Source organism: Mesorhizobium sp. SEMIA396 (assembly GCF_024518615.1).
Lineage (GTDB): Bacteria > Pseudomonadota > Alphaproteobacteria > Rhizobiales > Rhizobiaceae > Mesorhizobium.
The window spans coordinates 330,904-346,027 of record NZ_JANIFC010000003.1; the positions used below are offsets into that span (position 1 = coordinate 330,904).

Here is a 15,124-nt window from a genome sequence, read left to right on the forward strand (position 1 = left end):
GGGCAAATCAGAGCCGTGGCGCGCGACGATCCAGGCCTTGAAGCAACTTGGCCTCATATCCCAGCTTGACCAAGGTTAGCAGCATGCTGAACGCCATTCACCACGTCGCGCTCATCTGCACCGACTACGACCGGTCGCGACAGTTCTACGTCGAACTCCTCGGCCTCGATCTGATCCGGGAGGTTTATCGGGAGGAGCGGCAGTCATGGAAAGCGGATCTGCGGATCGGGTCGGCCCAACTGGAATTGTTCTCCTTCCCTGCACCAGCGATGCGGCCATCCCACCCAGAGGCTACAGGCCTGAGACATCTGGCATTCGCTGTGGCTAATCTTGAGCCCGTAATTATCCGCCTGGAAGCCGCAGGCGTTGCCGTCGAGCCTATCCGGATCGACCCATATACGGACCAACGGTTTACCTTTTTCAGGGACCCGGATGGATTGCCGCTGGAACTCTACGAAGCCCCATAAGGAACGGTTCGCTTTCGCGACGGGCGCTGTGTACTGACGGTCTCGGTATCGGCGGACCGCGAATCTGTGCTAAGCGCCGCCCAACCAACCAAAGGACGACACCAATGAGCGAACTGACCGTGGCCGAGGCGACCGAGAGCATCTATGCCTCGCTCCGGGCGGACAATGCCGACATCGACACACATATCGCGGCGCTTAAGGCGGCGCTGACGCGAGAAGGGATCAAACAGGCGGTGTTCGATCCGGCCAAGCTGGCGCAGAACAACCGCTCGGGCCGCAAGTTGATGCAGGCTTATTTTCGGCAGCGCGGCGTGAGCGTGAAGTTCTCGGACCAGTAGAACCGCGCGGGCGATCTCAATCGCGCGATTTGGTTGGTTTCGGACGCAAGTTCCCCGACGCTTCGGGCCATCCCTTTTGACCGGCTCAATAACAGCGATCTGCCGCCGCAAGTGCATCGACGCGGTGAGCTTGGTCCAGTGCGCCAATCCGTCGGACTGACGCATAGAACCTGACATAGTCGCCCGAACACAAGTCGAACAGGCGCAGAAACGCGGTCACCCGATCGCTATAGACGGACGTCGCGGCGAGCTTTGCATTGTTGATCGGGGAAGCGAACCAGGCATCGTATCCCCGGTATCGGCCCCAGCGCCTGTCGCGCATGTGTCGGTAGCGCATCCGCAGCCGTTCAATCGCGGCCGTCTTCGCGGCCAGTTTTTGCTCCGAGGTGCCGGCGTTGGAATAGACTTGCGCCAGCTCGTCCCGGGTCCGCGACACCAGCGAAAGAAATTCAGCCTTGCGTCTCCGGGCGGCTTCGTAACGGCGCAATGCGGCGGTATCGCCAGCCGCGCGCAGCCATTTTTTCACGCCGGTTGTTTCGACGGCGACAGCGAACGCCTCGTTGAATGCGGAATCGTCGTGCACGTAGACGCGCTGGTGGGCCAGTTCATGGAACACCAGCGCTGCGAGATAGGTTTCATCCTGGCCGAACATCGTGCTGAGCAGCGGGTCGCTCGACCAGCCAAGCGTGGAATATGCCGTGATGCCCGTCACATAGACGTCCATGCCCTGTCCTTGAAGTTCGACAGCGGTTTCAGTCGCGGACTTCCTGGAGAAATACCCCCGGTAGGGAACACAGCCGAAAACAGGAAAACACCATGTTCGCGGCGTCAGCGAAAATGCCGGCGCGGCGAAGACAGCCCATGTCACCGAGTCCCGACCAATGTCGACATAGCTGCGGTAGCTGTTGTTGTCGGGCAGCGCCAGTTCATCCGTTGCGAACTGTCGTATAGCGCTCGCCGATGCCATTCGCGCGCGCAATGCCTTCGGCGTCGACGGATCCTCGATCAGTTTTCCGACATCCTGGCGCGCCGTCATGATCCGCAGATGGCCCTGCACGGATTGCGCGTAGTAGGAAATACTGGTGCAACCGGTCACGCCGGACGCCACGATTACAACGACAAGCAATCGAAAGAATGCGCGCATCACGATTTGCCCAAAGCAGTGCTCACCCGTTCCGATGGAGTCGCAATTGCCCCAGGTCGCAAGCAGTCGCATCGATTTGATCGAGGTCTATAGCTTTCTGAAGTATCCGGACAGGTGCTCATTGGGGAGACGCATGCGTCATCACGCGCAAGCCGCGTCCCATCAACCTGCAGCTGATCAGTCCTTTCCCGCCCGCTTGAAAATCCGCGCGTAAAATTCGCCGACGATGCCGCGCCGGAAGACGAGCACGCACACCATGAAGATCAGGCCAGTGGCGATGGTCACCGGAAAGCCGGAAGTGGCAAGCGTGTTTTCCAGGCCGATGACAAGGCTGGCGCCGATGATCGGCCCGACCATGGTGCCGATGCCGCCCAGAAGCGTCATCAGGATCACCTCGCCCGACATCTGCCAGGTGACGTCGGTGAGCGTGGCGAACTGGAAAACGATCGCCTTGAGCGATCCGGCCAGCCCGGCCAGCGCCGCCGACATGACGAAGGCGCCGAGCTTGTAGTTGGCGACGGAATAGCCCAGCGAAATGGCGCGGTTCTCGTTCTCGCGGATCGAGCGCAGGATCATGCCGAACGGCGAATTGACGATGCGCCAGATGGCGAAGACGCCGACGAGGAACACCGCCAGCACGAAATAATACATGTTCAGCGAGACGTTCAGGTCGAGGACGCCTAGCAGCATGCCGCGCGGCACACCTTGGATGCCATCCTCGCCTTGCGTGAACGGCGCCTGCACGCAGAAGAAGAAGAACATCTGCGACAGCGCCAGCGTGATCATGGCGAAATAGATGCCTTGCCGGCGAATGGCGAAGAAGCCCATGACGAAGCCAAGCAGGGCCGCACCCGCCATGCCGAGCAGAATGCCGGCTTCCGGCGGCCAGCCCCAGACCTTGACGGCATGCGCCGTGAAGTAGGCGGCGCCGCCGAAAAAGGTGGCGTGGCCGAACGACAGCAGCCCGGTGTAGCCAAGCAGGAGATTGAACGCACAGGCAAACAGCGCAAAGCACAGCATCTTCATCAGGAAGATCGGATAGACCAGGAAAGGCGCCACCAGCAGCGCCAGGATGCCGAGCCCGACCAGCGTCCATTCAAGCCGTGCCGACGTTTTGGCCGATGTCTCGCGAAGCGTCAGTTCCGACATGTCAGATGTCTCTTCCGACATGTCAGGCGTCCCTTCCGAACAGGCCGGCCGGCCGGACCAGAAGCACGATGGCCATGATGACGAAGACCACGAGGTTTGAGGCCTCGGGATAGAAGACCTTGGTCAGGCCCTCGGCAAGGCCAAGCATATAGCCGGTGACGATCGCGCCGAGGATCGATCCCATGCCGCCGACCACGACGACGGCGAAGACGACGATGATGAGATCCGACCCCATAAGCGGGCTCACCTGATAGATCGGCGCTGCCAGAATTCCGGCAAGCCCAGCCAACGCGGAGCCGAGGCCGTAGGTCAGGGTCAGCAGCAAGGGCACGTTGACGCCGAAAGCCTGGACGAGGCGGGGATTCTCCGTTGCGGCGCGCAGGTAGGAACCGAGCCTGGTCTTCTCGATCAGCGCCCAGGTTCCGAAGCAGACGATCAGCGAGGCGACGACGACCCAGCCGCGATAGTTGGGCAGGAACATGAAGCCGAGATTGGTGCCTCCCGAAAGCAGTGGCGGCACCGCGTAGGGGTTTCCCGAGACGCCGTAATAGTAGCGGAAGATGCCTTCGAGCACGAGCGCGAGGCCGAAGGTGAAGAGCAGCCCGTAGAGCGGGTCGAGATCGTACAGCCGCGACAGCGCCAGGCGCTCGACCACGATGCCGAAGACACCGACGATCAGCGGCGCAAGGATCAGCGCCGGCCAGTAGCCGATGCCGAGATAGGTGAGCAGCAGATAGCCGACGAAGGCGCCGAGCATATACTGGGCGCCATGGGCGAAATTGATGACGCGCAGCAAGCCGAATATGACGGCCAGGCCCAGGCTCAGCATGGCGTAGAACGAGCCGTTGATCAGGCCGACCAGCAACTGGCCGAGGAAGGCCTGAACGGGGATGCCGAAGATCATCGTCATGGCGCCATCATACACCCAGGACTTCGTGGAGCTGCGTCATGCGGTCCGGCAACTCGCCGACCGGGAACCCTGCCACCACCTTGCCGTGCTCCATCAGATAGAAACGATCGGCGACACGGCTGGCGAAGCGGAAGTTCTGCTCGACCAGCAGGATCGTCATGCCGCGCTTTTTCAACGTCGCCAGCAACGCGCCGATGCGCTGCACGATGACGGGAGCGAGCCCCTCCGTCGGCTCGTCGAGAAGCAGCATTTTCACACCCGTTCTCAACATGCGCGCGATCGCCAGCATCTGCTGTTCGCCGCCCGACAGCCTGGTGCCGGGACTGTTGCGCCGCTCCTTCAGATTGGGGAACAGATCGAATATCTCCTCGACGCTCATGCCGCCCTCGGCCACGACCGGCGGCAGAACCAGGTTCTCGTCGACGGTCAGCGTGGCGAAAATACCGCGCTCCTCCGGCACGAAGCCGATGCCCTGATGCGCGGTGCGGTGCAGCGGCAGCCGCATCAGATCCTGGCCGTCGAAGGCGATCCCGCCGGTTCGCTTGCGGATCAGCCCCATGATGGCCCGCAGCGTCGTCGTCTTGCCGACGCCATTGCGGCCGAGCAGTGTGACCGTCTCGCCGGAATACACTTCCAGATCGACGCCGTGCAGCGCATGGCCCTCGCCATACCAGGCGTTGAGGCCGCTGACGGCAAGCAGAGGTGCGGTACTAGTCATCGGCGGTGCCCATATAGGCGATCTTGACGCGCTCGTCGCGGCTGACCGTGGCGTAGTCGCCGGCGGCCAGCACCTCGCCGCGCTGCATGACCGTTATCCAGTCGCAAAGGTCGGCCACCACAGTCAGATTGTGCTCGACCATCAGCACGGCGCGATCCTTGGCCACCGAACGGATAAGGTCGGAAACCGTGGCCACGTCCTCGTGCCCCATGCCGGCCATCGGCTCGTCCAGCAGCAGCACTTTCGGATCGAGCGCCAGGGTCGTGGCGATCTCGAGCACGCGTTTCCTGCCATAGGAAAGGTCGCCGGCGAGCCTGTTCCTGGCGTCGTCGAGACCGACCGAGCGCAGCAATTCCTCGGCGCGCGGCGTCAGCCGGTCGAGCGCCGCCAGCGAGCGCCAGAACTGAACGCTGAGCCCGCCCGGCCGCTGCAGGGCGACGCGCACATTGTCGAGCACGCTGAGATGCGGAAAAATCGCCGATATCTGGAACGAGCGCACCAGACCCATTCGCGCGACCCTGGCCGGCGACGTGCGGGTGATGTCGTGGCCAAGCAGCTCGATCCTGCCGCTGGTCGGCGCCAGGAACTTGGTGAGCAGGTTGAAGACGGTCGTCTTGCCGGCGCCGTTGGGTCCGATCAGGGCATGGATGTTGCCATGGCGAACATCCAGATCGACGTTTTTCACGGCGATGAAGCCGGCAAAGTCACGCCGCAACCCGCGGGCGGAAAGCACCACAGGCGGCTCGTTCGCGCTCAGGTCAGTCGGCGCCATCGGCCGCGCCGATCACTGGCCGGCCGTCGGACAGCCGCTTTCCTTTTCGCTCAGGAAGGCCTCGTTGCCAGGAATGGTGGCGAGATATTTGTAGTAGTCCCACTCCTTGGTGCTCTCGGCTGGCGACTTGACCTGATAGAGGTACATGTCGTGGACCATGTTGCCGTCCGCCTGCACTTTGCCGTTGGTTATCGCGGCGTCGTCCACAGGCATCGAATGCAGTTGCTTGGCGACGGCTTCGGTCTCGTCCGTGCCGGCCTTGTCGATCGCTTTCAGGTACTGCGTCACCGCTGAATAGGTCGAGGCCTGGATCATGTTCGGCATGCGGTTGGTGCGCTTGAAAAAGCGCTGCCCGAATTCGCGGCTCTTGTCGTCGCGATCCCAATAATAGCCTTCGGTCAGCACAACGCCCTGCGCCGCTTGAAGGCCAAGCCCATGCACCTCGGCCAGCGTGAACAGGAGTGCGGCAAGACGCTGACCGCCCTGCACGATGCCGAATTCGGCCGCCTGCTTGATCGAGTTGGAGGTATCGAGGCCGGCATTGGCCAGGCCGATGACCTTGGCGCCCGACGATTGCGCCTGCAGCAGGAAGGACGAATAATCGGTCGATCCCAGGGGATAACGCACCTCGCCCAGCACCTTGCCGCCATGGCTCTCGACGAACTTGGTGGTCTGATCCTTCAGCGAATAGCCGAATGCATAGTCGACGGTGACGAAGAACCAGCTGTCGCCGCCCTGCTGCACGAGAGAGCCGCCTGTCCCAATCGCTTGCGAATGAGTGTCATAGGCCCAGTGGAAGCCATAGGGCGAGCATTGTTTGCCGGTCAGCTCCGTGGTCGCCGCGCCGGTGACGATGTCGATCTTCTTCTTTTCCTTGGAAATCCCCTGGACGGCGAGCGCCACCGAAGAGGTCGTCAGTTCCATGATGGCATCGACCTGCTCGGTGTCATACCACTGCCGCGCGATGTTGGAGGCGATATCCGGTTTGTTCTGGTGGTCGGCGCTGATGATTTCTATCGGCGCTCCCTGCACCTTGCCGCCGAAATCCTCGACCGCCATCTTGGCCGCCTCGACCGACCACTTGCCGCCGAAATCGGCGTAGACGCCCGATTGGTCGTTGAGGATGCCGATCTTGACCTTGCCGTCGGAAATTTCAGCGGCCGAGGCGGGGATCGCGGATACGGCGAGAAGTGCCGCGGAAACGAAAAGGCTTACCTTCATGGTTGACTTCCTCCCATAGCGATGAATCCGACCGACCCTCCTACGATCGATCATCGCAATGGTATTGAACATGAGGAAGATAGGGACAGAGGGCAAGAGGCCGTTAGGGATTTCGTGCTCGAAGCGATACGGTTTGGCGGCGGAACGCGAGCCTTGAGCACGAGATAGAGACACAAACACGTGAACCGCCGGCGGCAGTGCCGGCTCAGCCCTCGGCGGCGACGAGATGGCCGTTGCCGAAATCCCTCAGCGCCAGTTTCAACGGCGCCTCGCCGATCCTGCGGGTGGCGCTCGGGATCTCCTGGTCCAGGCGGGCGAAGCGGCTTCTTCGCTTGGCTGGATCGGGCACCGGCACGGCTTCGATGAGGCGTCTGGTGTAGGGGTGGCGCGGGTTGGAAAAGACCTGGTCGCGCGTGCCCATTTCGACGATCTGGCCGAGATACATGACGGCGACGCGGTCGGAGATGTTCTCGACCACCGCCATGTCGTGCGAGATGAAGAGATAGGCGACGCCGAATTCGCGTTGCAATTCCTTCAACAGATCGAGCACACGCGCCTGCACCGAGACGTCGAGCGCCGAGACGCTTTCGTCGGCGATGATCAGCTTCGGCCGCAGCGCAAGAGCGCGTGCAATACAGACGCGCTGGCGCTGGCCGCCGGAGAATTCATGCGGATAGAGATCCATCTGGTCAGCCGACAGGCCGACGCGCTCGAACAGCGCCGCGACACGCTGGCTGCGTTCTTGCTTCGAGGCGATGCCATGGATCAGCAGCGGCTCGGCGACGAGGTCGCCGACGCGCATGCGCGGGTCGAGCGAGGCGTAGGGATCCTGAAAAATCATCTGCACGTCGCGGCGCACAGCCTTGCGCTCGTCGCGGCCAAGGCCAGACAAATTGCGGCCGCCGATGACGACGCCTCCGCTGTAAGGCACCAGTCCGGCCAACGCCTTGGCGGTTGTCGACTTGCCGCAACCGGATTCGCCGACCAGCGCCAGCGTCTCGTTGGGCGCGATCGAGAAGGTCACGCCTTCCACCGCGTGGACGCGGCGGGTGACCCGGCCGAAGAAGCCGCCATGCAGGTCGAAGCGGACATGCAGGTCCTTGACCTCGGCGACATTGGCCGGCGCCGCCGCCTCGACATCCCTGGATTTCTGGCGGCCGATACCGCTGCCGATGCGCGGCACGGCGGCAAGCAGTTCGCGCGTGTAGTCGGCTTGCGGCCTGGCAAAAATGTCAGCGGTTCTTCCCTCTTCGACCATGCGGCCATGCCGCATGATGATGACGCGGTCGGCCATTTCGGCGACGACGCCCATGTCGTGGGTGATCAGGATGACGCTGGTGCCGTGCTGGCGCTGCAGGTCGCGCAGCAGCTCCAGCACCTCGCCTTGCACGGTGACGTCGAGGGCCGTCGTCGGCTCGTCGGCGATCAGCACGTCCGGCTCGAGCGCCAGCGCCATGGCGATCATCACCCGCTGGCGCATGCCGCCGGACAGTTCGTGCGGAAACTGCTTTAGCCGGCTTTCGGCCTCTGAAATGCGCACCGCCTTCAACGCCTCGATGGCGCGCTGACGAGCTTCGCCCTGCGACAGGCTGGTGTGTGCCTCGATGGATTCGGTGAGCTGCCGGCCGATCGACAGCACCGGGTTGAGCGAGGTCATCGGCTCCTGGAAGATCATGGCGATGCGGTCGCCGCGAATGCGCCGCATCCGGCGCTCGTCGAGAGTCGTCAGATCTGTATCGCCCAGATGGATTTTCCCAGACGATATGCGCGCCGCCGGCTGCGGCAGCAATTGCATGATGGCCAGTGCGGTCATCGATTTGCCGGAGCCGGATTCACCGGCAATGCAGAGCGTCTCGCCACGCGCCAGCGTCAGCGACAGGTCGGAGACGACCTCGCGCTCGCCGTCCTCGCCGCGCACGCTGACGCAGAGGTTGGCGATGTCGAGGACGGGTTTGGGGGTTGAGGTCATTGCAAAGGCAAAGTTCTGAGAGGTTTATTCCGGCACGCCCCCCTCTGTCCTGCCGGACATCTCCCCCTCAAGGGGGGAGATTGGCCGTCACGTGGGCCGGCGCTCCCCCTTGCAACATTAGAGATTGGCGAAAGCCGAAGTGACATCTGATCTCCCCCCTTGAGGGGGAGATGTCCGGCAGGACAGAGGGGGGTGCAGCGCCGACTTGACATCATTCAAACACGCAGCGCGGAAAATAGAACGACACCACCCAGTTCGGCATGTCGACGATCTCGCTGATCCTGAGATCGCCGCACACAGAGGCCAGCATATAGGCTTCGACCGGGTCGATCTTGTACCTCCCGGCGAGCAGGTCGACCATCTGCGCGACCGCTTCCCTGGCGCCCGCCATCAGGTCCGGGCCGATGCCGGTCGTCACCTCATAACCCTTGGCGTCGAGATGGCGCGTCACCGGGCCTGGCGTGGTGAAGCGCGGCGTCTTCAGCCTGGCATCCTTGACCAGATCGAGCTTGAGCACGACGTCCATCGGGCTTTCGATCGCCGTGCCGCAAACCTCGCCGTCGCCTTGCGCGGCATGGGTATCGCCGACCGAAAACAGTGCGCCCGCCACTTCCACCGGCAGGTACAGCGTGGTGCCGGCGGCGAGATCGCGGATGTCGAGATTGCCGCCGACGCGCCTTGGCGGCACCACCGAATGGTGGCCCTTTTCCGCCAGCGCGTTGCCGATGGTGCCGGCGAAGGCTTTCAACGGCACACGCGCATTTTTGCCGAACAGCGCCGGCTCGAGCGAGACGGCGTCGTATTTCCAGATGTTCAGCGCCGGCTCCTTGAAGTCGTCGGCGAGCAGCCCGAAACCGGGAATGTTGGCCGTCCAGCCGAAGCCGGATGGTTTGAACATCTCGATCGTCACCTTCAGTGCATCGCCCGGCTCGGCGCCCTCGACGAAGATCGGCCCAGTCACCGGATTGACGGTGGCGAAGTCGAGCCTGGCGACGTCGGCGACCGTGCTGTCGGCCTGCAACTGGCCGCCGGAGGAATCGAGGCACTGGAACTCGATGGTCGAGCCGGGCGCCACCCGCTCGGCCGGGACAAACGAATTGTCCCAGCCGAAATGATGTTGGCGCCCGTGGATGGTGTAGTCGCAGTTATTGCACATCTTTTACGTACACATTGTCGTAGTTGATCGGGATATGGACCGGGTCGACATAGAGGTTGTCGGCGCCGCCCATGCGCGTCGACTTCATGGTGAAGCGCTGCTCGTTGAAGACCGGCGCCCAGGGCGCGTCTTCCATCACCTTGTCGTAGATGGCGCTCCACATCTTGTCGCGCTCGCCGGCCTTGGCCGGGTCGACCACCGAGTCGGCCTCGGCCGCCTTGGCCTCGAGATCCTTGTTGCAGTACCACGACCAGTTCCAGCCGCCCGGCACCGCGCCGGCGCAGCCGAGGATCGGGCCGTAGAAGTTCGACGGATCCGGGAAGTCGGCGATCCAGGCCATGCCGCCGGACCAGATCATCGGTGCGCCGGCCTTGTCGCCGCCGGCGGCAATGACGTTTGCCTGAGCCAGCGACTGGATGCTGGCCTTGATGCCGATCGCCGCCAGATCCTGCTGGATCGCCTGAGCGATGCGCGGGTTGGGATCGGTGTTCATGGCGAACAATTGCGTGTCGAAACCATCGGGATGGCCGGCCTCGGCAAGCAGCGCCTTGGCCTTGGCGACGTCATAGGGATAGCCCTTGTACTCCTTGTCGTAGCCCGGCATCGACGGCGGCAGCGGCTGGTTGGCCGGCACAGCGCGGCCGTTGATGATCTGGATGATGCGCGCCTTGTTGATCGCCATGTTGACCGCCTGACGCACCTTCACATTGTCGAACGGCGCCATGGTGGTGTTCATGGTGACATAGCCGGTGTGCAGCTGGCCGCCTTCGACGACGCGCGCCTTCTGCTCCGGATCGGCCATCACCTCCTGGAATTTTGCCGGCGGAATGCCGTCGCCGGGCACATCGATCTCGCCCTTCTGCAGGCGCAGCAGCGCCACGATCGGCTCCTGGCCGATCTCGAAGGTGATCTTGTCCAGATGCGGCAGGCCCTTGTGCCAATAGTCCGCATTGCGCTCGAAGACGATGCGCTGGCCGAGTGTCCATTCGGCGAGCTTGAAGGCGCCGGTGCCGACCGGATGCTTGCCGAAATCGGCGCCGTATTTCTCGACCTCTTCCTTCGGCACGACATGCGAGAAGTTGATGGCCATGACATGCAGGAAAGTGGCGTCGGGCCGGGTCAGCTCGAACTTGACCGTGTAGGGATCGACGACGGTGACGCCGGAGAGGCTCCCGGCCTTGCCGGCGGCGACATCGTCATAGCCCTTGATCGAGCCGAAAAAGCCGGCGCCGGGGCTCTGGGTCTTGGGATTGGTGACGCGGTCGAGCGAATATTTCACGTCGTCGGCGGTCATCTCGCGGCCATTGTGGAATTTCACGCCATGGCGCAGCTTGAAGGTGAAGGTCTTCCCGTCGGGCGAGATCTCGTAGCTCTCGGCAAGGTCGGGCTTCAAATTGGTGGTGCCAGGTTCGTAATCCATCAGCCCGTCGAACAGGCTCTTGATCATCGACCAGTTCTGCCAGTCATACCCGATCGCCGGATCGAGCGTGGCGACATCGTCCTTGTAGGTGATGGTGATGGCGCCGCCCTGCTTGGCGTTCGGATCGACGGTGTCCTCGGCGCGAACACTTGTCATGCCGAGCATCAGCGCCAGCGCCGATGCCGCTACCGTGGAAGCGAGAAACTTTTTCATTTTTATGTTCCCTTTCTCTGTCTGGTTTTCATTTTCATCTGAGCTTGATGCGGGGGTCGATGAAGGGCGCGATGACGTCGGCCAGCAGATTGCCGAGCACGATGGCGAAGGCCGAGACCAGGGTGACGCCCATGATGATCGGGATGTCCACGCGCTGGATGGCCTGCCACGCCAGCTGGCCAATGCCAGGCCAGCCGAACACGCTTTCGACGACGACGATGCCACCCATGAAGATGCCGATGTCGATGCCGATCATGGCGATGACCGGCAGGATGGCGTTCGGCAGCGCATGGCGGAAAAGGATGGCTCGCCGCGCCAGGCCCTTGGCGCGGGCGGTGCGGACATAATCCTGACGCAGAACATCGATCATCGACGAGCGCATCATGCGGGCGTACCAGCCGGCGCCGAGTATGCCCATGGTCAGCGACGGCAGCACGAGATGACGCCAGGTGCCATAGCCGCCGATCGGGAACCAGCTGAGCCGCACGGCAAAGACGTAGAGCAGCAGCAGACCGACGACGAATTGCGGTGCCGAGACGCCGACGAAGGAGGCGACCATCAGCGTCTGGTCGGTGCCGGTGCCGCGCTTGACGGCAGCGATCAGGCCCATGCTGAGGCCGAGCAGCAGCTCGCACAGGATGGCGCCGACCATCAGCAACAGGCTTGCCGGCAGCCGTGAGACGATCAGCTCGGTGACTTCGGAGCGCTGGATGTAGGAGCGGCCGAGATCGCCGCTGATGAGCTTCGTAAGATAGCGCCAGTACTGGACGATGAAGGGCTGGTCGAGGCCGAGCTGCTGGCGGATGTTCTCAACCGTCTGCGGCGTGGCGCTGCGGCCGGCGATCTGGCGCACCGGGTCGGCCGGCAAGAGATAGAGCAGCGCGAAGGTGATCAGCGAGACGCCGAGCAGGATCAGCAGCGACTGGATCAGGCGGCGGCCTAGATAGGCGATCATGCCCGGCCCCTTTGCGTCGGATCGAGGATGTCGCGCAGCGCGTCGCCGATCAGGTTGAAGGCCAGTGCCAGCGCCAGGATCGCCGCACCGGGGAAGAACACCAGCCAGGGTGCTGCCTGGAAGTAGGTCTGGTTCTCGAAGATGATGTTGCCCCAGGACGAGGTCGGCGGCTGCACGCCAATGCCGAGGAAGGAGAGCGTCGCCTCCAACAGCACCGTGGTCGAAATGCCGAGCGTGCCCCAGACGATGATGGTCGGCAGGAGATGCGGCAGGATGTGGCGAAACAGGATGCGCGGTGCGCTCGCCCCGATGGTGCGCTCGGCGTCGATGAACTCGCGTTCGGCGAGCGAAGAGGTCTCGGTGTAAATAACGCGGGCGGTCTGCACCCAGTTGACCAGCGCGATGACCATGGCGACGATCCACAGGCTCGGCTCGAACACCGCCGCCAGGCAAATGGCGAGCAGCAGTGCCGGAAAGGCCATCATCAAATCGGTGAAGCGCATCAGCGCACTGCCGATCCAGCCGCGGAAATAGCCAGCAACAACACCGACCAGCGTGCCGATGAACAGCGCCACGCCATTGGCGACGATGCCGATGATCAGCGAGGTGCGGGCTCCGTAGAGGATGCGGGTCAACAGGTCGCGGCCGAGCAGGTCGGTGCCCAGCCAGAATTTTGCATCCGGCGGCAAGGGCGAGCCCTCGATGGTCAGGCCGTCGAACATCTGCTCGTTGGGATCGTAGCCTGTCAGCCATGGCGCCAGCACGGCGCCGGCAACGACAATGGCGACGATCACCAGCCCAAGCAGTGCCAGACGGCGCCTGACCAGCCGGCGCCAGACGCCGGCGCGCGGCTTGACCGGCATGCGCCCTGGCGCGGTGAGATCAGGCGCGATGGGACTGGTCATCGCCGCCTTCTTCCCCCGTTGCTTCTTCACTTGTCATGGCCACGATCCGCCGCGCGGCATCCTCGACGCTGATCTGCCAGCTCATCGCCAGCGAGCGAAGCTGCGCATAGGCGCGGCCGTCATCGGCGCCTTTCGCCAGTGCCGTCACCGCGCGCACGATGGTCTGGCGCTCGGCGACGCGCTGGCGAAGCGAGGCGATTTCGCTGGCCAGGTGTTTTCGCGCCTCGAAACTTTGCCTTGCGATCAGCAGTGCGCTGTAGACGCCGGCATTGCCGACCGGCTTCAAGAGTTGGGCGTCGGCCTTGTGCGACAATGCCCATTCGATGCGGCCGGGCGCCTCGGAGCCGATCAGCGCCACCAGCGGCATCGGCGCTTCGCCCGGCTTCCACGGGAATTGCTCGTCGAAGCCGAGATCGGCGTCGAAGAAGACGAAATCGGCCGCCAGCGCCTCGGGCGGTAGTTCGGGCCAGCAGTCCAGCGTGATCAGGCCGATGGCCGACAATTGCCTGGTGATCGCCTGCACCGTCGGGTGCGGACGGTGCAGGATGAAGGCCCTGGCGCCGCCGAGATTGGGGATGCGTGGGGTTCTCGTCACGACACCACCCTCAGGCGCGGGCGGCCGAATGTTTTTGCCGGGTCGTAGCGCGACAGATACGGGTCTGGCGCGACTTCGTCCTCGCGGCTGACGACCTCGAAGAAGCCATCCGCGATGCGCCCGATGATCACCGGCAGCGTCGCGTGCTGGGAATGCGCGTCGATGGCGATCGGCCCGAGCCGGGTGGAGAAGCGGCGTTCTGCGAAGGCTCTGGAAAATTCCGCCGGACCGGCTTCGGAATTGCTGGAGAGCACGTCGGCCATCACCTGCACGGAGGCATAGGCGGAGGCCTCGAAAGACGAGGCGAAGGCGGCCGGCCGCGGCGCGAAGTACGGCCCGACCGACAGGTGCCCTTTCCCGGATACGCCGATCGCCGGCAACTCTCCTTCGGTGAGGTTGCAGGAGATGACGGGACAGGTTTCCGGGCGGAAGGCAGGATCCTCATTCCCGAGATCGCAATAGGCCGCCAGGAAGGCGTAGGAAGTGGTGCCGATCAGGTTGTTGAGGATGAAGTTCGGCCGTGTGGCACGGATCTCCGCGATCAGCCGCGACACGTCGGTCTCGCCGATGCGCAGATAGCGTTCGCCCAGCACCTTGCCGCCGGCATCGGCGATCAGGTCGCGGGCGACGCGGTTCATCTCCCAGCCCCAGATGTAGTTCGAGCCGAGCAGGAAACCGTTGGCGCCGAAACGCGGCACGACATGCGCCATCAGCGGCACCAGATGCTGGTTGGGGCAGGCGTGCATGTAGACGACGTGCTCGTTGGCCTCGAAGCCCTCATAGGGGCAGGCGTACCAGAGCATGCCGCCCGCCTTCTCGAGCACCGGAATGGTTTCCTTGCGGCTCCACGAGGTGACGCAGCCGACGACATGGCGCGCGCTGCTGGTCCTGAAAATATCCTCGCACAGCGTCGCGTAACGGTCCGCATTGCTTTGCGGATCGCGCTCGACCGGCACCAGTTCGATGCCTGAGCTGCGATCGGCGTTGATGTCGGCGATGGCGCGCATGGCGCCGATGCGGCACGCATCGGAGACGAGCTGATAGCTCCCCGAGCGGGAATACAGGATGCCGATCTCGATATGCCGTTTCAAACAGATCCCCAAAATGACAATGCCTCGCAGCCAGCGCCGGAAGGGCGAGGCATACGAGGCATTCTTGCCGCCCGGCGATCAGAGCCGGTATTTTGCGCTAG

Annotated in this window: 15 protein-coding genes; 2 read left to right on the forward strand and 13 right to left on the reverse strand. The window is 63.4% G+C overall.

Annotated elements, in window-relative coordinates:
* Positions 1–83: 83 nt before the first annotated feature.
* Both NP503_RS11095 and NP503_RS11100 read left to right on the forward strand, forming a co-directional pair.
* On the forward strand, positions 84–467 hold the full coding sequence (locus tag NP503_RS11095) for a VOC family protein (protein WP_127267611.1): 384 nt from the start codon (positions 84–86) through the stop codon (positions 465–467).
* Positions 468–571: 104 nt separating this feature from the next.
* Positions 572–805: a hypothetical protein gene (locus NP503_RS11100; RefSeq protein ID WP_127267610.1), complete on the forward strand. Its 234-nt coding sequence runs from the start codon at positions 572–574 to the stop codon at positions 803–805.
* A gap of 85 nt (positions 806–890) precedes the next feature.
* Here the strand turns inward: NP503_RS11100 and NP503_RS11105 are convergent, their stop codons facing one another.
* The 13 genes from NP503_RS11105 to NP503_RS11165 form a co-directional block, all read right to left on the reverse strand.
* Complete coding sequence (locus tag NP503_RS11105; RefSeq protein ID WP_127267613.1) at positions 891–1,949, reverse strand: aminopeptidase; 1,059 nt, start codon at positions 1,947–1,949, stop codon at positions 891–893.
* A 177-nt stretch (positions 1,950–2,126) separates the two neighbouring features.
* On the reverse strand, positions 2,127–3,098 hold the full coding sequence (locus NP503_RS11110) for a branched-chain amino acid ABC transporter permease (protein ID WP_127267612.1): 972 nt from the start codon (positions 3,096–3,098) through the stop codon (positions 2,127–2,129).
* 22 nt (positions 3,099–3,120) lie between these two features.
* The gene (locus NP503_RS11115; protein WP_127267609.1) at positions 3,121–4,008 is read right to left on the reverse strand and encodes a branched-chain amino acid ABC transporter permease; all 888 of its coding nucleotides are present in this window, start codon (positions 4,006–4,008) and stop codon (positions 3,121–3,123) included.
* A 7-nt stretch (positions 4,009–4,015) separates the two neighbouring features.
* Complete coding sequence (locus NP503_RS11120) at positions 4,016–4,726, reverse strand: ABC transporter ATP-binding protein (protein WP_127267608.1); 711 nt, start codon at positions 4,724–4,726, stop codon at positions 4,016–4,018.
* Positions 4,719–5,498, reverse strand: coding sequence for an ABC transporter ATP-binding protein (locus tag NP503_RS11125; protein ID WP_127267607.1), 780 nt, complete (start codon positions 5,496–5,498; stop codon positions 4,719–4,721). The genes NP503_RS11120 and NP503_RS11125 overlap by 8 nt, the downstream gene beginning before the upstream one ends.
* 12 nt (positions 5,499–5,510) lie before the next feature.
* A complete protein-coding gene (locus NP503_RS11130; protein WP_127267606.1) occupies positions 5,511–6,719 on the reverse strand; it encodes an ABC transporter substrate-binding protein in 1,209 nt (402 codons plus the stop codon).
* Between the two features lie 205 nt (positions 6,720–6,924).
* Positions 6,925–8,688: an ABC transporter ATP-binding protein gene (locus NP503_RS11135; RefSeq protein WP_127267605.1), complete on the reverse strand. Its 1,764-nt coding sequence runs from the start codon at positions 8,686–8,688 to the stop codon at positions 6,925–6,927.
* 211 nt (positions 8,689–8,899) lie between these two features.
* The gene (locus tag NP503_RS11140; RefSeq protein ID WP_127267604.1) at positions 8,900–9,844 is read right to left on the reverse strand and encodes an acetamidase/formamidase family protein; all 945 of its coding nucleotides are present in this window, start codon (positions 9,842–9,844) and stop codon (positions 8,900–8,902) included.
* Positions 9,834–11,429 (reverse strand): ABC transporter substrate-binding protein, encoded by a 1,596-nt coding sequence (locus tag NP503_RS11145; RefSeq protein WP_372958883.1) that lies wholly within the window; start codon positions 11,427–11,429, stop codon positions 9,834–9,836. Before NP503_RS11145 ends, NP503_RS11140 begins: the two co-directional genes overlap by 11 nt.
* 82 nt (positions 11,430–11,511) lie before the next feature.
* Positions 11,512–12,432 carry an ABC transporter permease gene (locus NP503_RS11150; RefSeq protein WP_127268209.1) on the reverse strand — a complete coding sequence of 307 codons (921 nt, stop codon included), beginning with the start codon at positions 12,430–12,432 and terminating at the stop codon, positions 11,512–11,514.
* Positions 12,429–13,295: an ABC transporter permease gene (locus tag NP503_RS11155; RefSeq protein ID WP_127387289.1), complete on the reverse strand. Its 867-nt coding sequence runs from the start codon at positions 13,293–13,295 to the stop codon at positions 12,429–12,431. The genes NP503_RS11150 and NP503_RS11155 overlap by 4 nt, the downstream gene beginning before the upstream one ends.
* 19 nt (positions 13,296–13,314) lie before the next feature.
* Positions 13,315–13,932 carry an ANTAR domain-containing response regulator gene (locus NP503_RS11160; RefSeq protein ID WP_127268207.1) on the reverse strand — a complete coding sequence of 206 codons (618 nt, stop codon included), beginning with the start codon at positions 13,930–13,932 and terminating at the stop codon, positions 13,315–13,317.
* A complete protein-coding gene (locus NP503_RS11165; RefSeq protein ID WP_127268206.1) occupies positions 13,929–15,023 on the reverse strand; it encodes a transporter substrate-binding protein in 1,095 nt (364 codons plus the stop codon). The genes NP503_RS11160 and NP503_RS11165 overlap by 4 nt, the downstream gene beginning before the upstream one ends.
* Between the last annotated feature and the right edge of the window lie 101 nt (positions 15,024–15,124).